The organism is Helicobacter sp. MIT 00-7814, from assembly GCF_003364115.1.
Classification (GTDB): domain Bacteria; phylum Campylobacterota; class Campylobacteria; order Campylobacterales; family Helicobacteraceae; genus Helicobacter_F.
On sequence record NZ_NXLL01000058.1, the window covers coordinates 1 to 2,554 of the forward strand.

Sequence of the window (2,554 nt, forward strand, 5' to 3'; positions counted from 1 at the left end):
ATAAGGGGGAGGGGAGCGACTTCGCAATTTAAGCCCCCTCCCCCTTATCGAAAAAACCCATTTTGAGAATCTAAGTGGCGTTTGGCTAAATTAAAAAGCTTTAAAAAATAGAATCTTTTAAAAGAATTTAAAATACAAATGGGATTCTAAAAATTCTAAAAAATAAAATTCTTAGAAATTAAAATCTTACAGAATCCAAATCACCGCAAAGATTTTTGCAAGTTCCTCTCAAATCCCACTCATTTTCCCAAACTTTTTTGAATCCAGCCCACCACAAAATACCCTAATTATTGTATAATCCAAACTTTTCACCAAACCAAAAAAACCACAAGTTATTACAAGGAGAATTTTCATCATGGCACGCTTAAAAAATGAAGAAGTAAAAGTGCTTTCCCTTAGCTCCCTTGGGGGAATGCTTGAATTTTATGATTTTATTATTTTTGTATTTTTCACAGGCGTCATCGGGGTGCTCTTTTTCCCTTCAGGTAGCACTTTTTGGCAGGATATTAGCGCTTATAGCACCTTTGCAGCTGGGTATTTTGCAAGACCACTTGGCGGGATTATTATGGCGCATTTTGGCGATAAAAATGGGCGCAAAAATATGTTTATGCTCTCCATTTTGCTTATGGTTATCCCAACTTTTGCGCTAGGTTTTATGCCTACTTTTGAGGAAATTGGCGTCCTTGCGCCCATAGCTTTGATTTTGATTAGAATCTTGCAAGGCATTGCCATTGGCGGGGAATTGCCCGGGGCGTGGGGGTTTGTATGCGAACACAGCGAGCGCAAAGTGCTTGGCTCAACGATGGGGATTTTCACAAGCGCGGTGGTTTCAGGGATTTTGCTAGGCAGCATTGTAACGCTCTTTGTGCATATGAATTTTAGCCCAGAGGAAATCAAAGAATACGCATGGCGCATTCCATTTATTTTGGGCGGGATTTTTGGGATTATCTCGATTTTCTTGCGTAGATATTTGAGCGAAACGCCGGTATTTAAGGAAATGCAAGCATTGCAGCAAACACAAAAAATGCCTATTAAAGAAGTGGTAAAATCGCACAAAACAGGTGTTGGATTCTCATTTTTAAGCACTTGGATTTTGACGGGCTGCGTGGTTATTAGCGTGCTTTTAACACCTAATCTTTTGGCGCAAAAGTTTGAAATTGATGCGATTTCAAAAATCGTCTATCAAATCATCGCAATTTTTTTCCTCGCCTCTGGAAACGCGCTAGGTGGGATTTTGAGCGATAGAATCGGCTTGAAAAACGCAAGCATTCTTTTTGGTGGCGCGCTCATGTTTTTTGCCTGCCTTTTTTATGGCTCAATCGTGCAGGGCGTGCATTTTGACTTAGTTTTGCTCTTTTATTATTTGATGGCGCTAAGCGCTGGGGTTATGGTTTTTACGCCTTTAATCCTTGTAGATAGCTTCCCAGCGCCCATTCGCTACAGCGGGATTTCATTTTCGTATAATATTTCTTATGCGATTTTTGGCGGTTTGACACCGATTTTTTTCGCCTTTGTCAAAGATGAGTATCCTTTCTGTTTGGGTCTATATATGATGTTTTTGGGGCTTTTAAGCATTGTACTAGCAGTAGCGTTTGTGAAAAAATTTAAACAAGCTTAAGGCGAAAATTTGCCCAAGATTCTGATTTTTGCGCTTGCGTTGGTGCTTTTGGGTTGTGAGTTTGAAGATAAATATGCCAAAAATCCCCAAATGCGCGAACTTCAAAGCACGCCATTTGTAAGCATTTACACCGATAACAGCACGCAGGCAAAAATCTATGACGCATTCTTAAAGCGCACGCCTAGCAAACCTTTGCAATCCCATTCAAGAGGCATTCCAGAGGAATTTAAAATCACACTCAAAGACAGCGAGCAATACACAGACTTGCAAAGCCTTAGCCTGCGCGCATTTGACAAAACGTATTCAGCGCTTAGGATACGCACACAGCGCGTGCTTTTGGAATCTTTCCTTACTGACAAAGAGCACAGGGACTTTTTGCAATTACCCAAAATCTCTTTAGTAGCGCTAGATACCATCACCACAAAGCCCGTGCAAATACGCGACAAAGCCACAGGACAGGCGCAAACAAGCAAGCATATCACAACGAGTTCAGCGCAATTTTTTGGTTGCTTTTTGCTAGATTCCAAACCTCTTGTAGAAAATGAAAAGCTCACAAGGCGCGTGCAACCAAAAGCGCAAAACTTCTTTTCACGCTATGAGTTTGGCGCGCCGGATATGGAAATTACGCTTTTTAAAATCTCAAGCAAAGACTGCCAATCTGATGAAGTGAAAGCGTTTCTTTTGCGCACATTTGGGAAGTAGTCTTTTTAATATTGTATCGTCTCGTGCGAGTGAATCGCACTTCGCCTCCGCTCCAGCTTCGTTGCACTTCGCTTTCGCGCACATACACAACCATTTTTGGCTGATAAGAATCTGCAGATTAAGAATTTATAAAATAAAATTTAAGCGCCTCAAGCGCAAACCTAGATTTTGCACCGCAAAATCCCTAAAAATTTGCTTTGCAAATTTTTGCGTCGTTGGGGGTTAGGGGTGCAG

The 2,554-nt window shown here is 41.2% G+C and carries 2 protein-coding genes; both read left to right on the top strand.

The window, feature by feature from the left end; translation table 11 throughout:
* Positions 1 to 355: 355 nt before the first annotated feature.
* Positions 356 to 1,618 carry an MFS transporter gene (locus CQA49_RS09705; protein ID WP_115575744.1) on the top strand — a complete coding sequence of 421 codons (1,263 nt, stop codon included), beginning with the start codon at positions 356 to 358 and terminating at the stop codon, positions 1,616 to 1,618.
* A gap of 9 nt (positions 1,619 to 1,627) precedes the next feature.
* The gene (locus CQA49_RS09710) at positions 1,628 to 2,320 is read left to right on the top strand and encodes a hypothetical protein (RefSeq protein WP_115575745.1); all 693 of its coding nucleotides are present in this window, start codon (positions 1,628 to 1,630) and stop codon (positions 2,318 to 2,320) included.
* Positions 2,321 to 2,554: the final 234 nt, after the last annotated feature.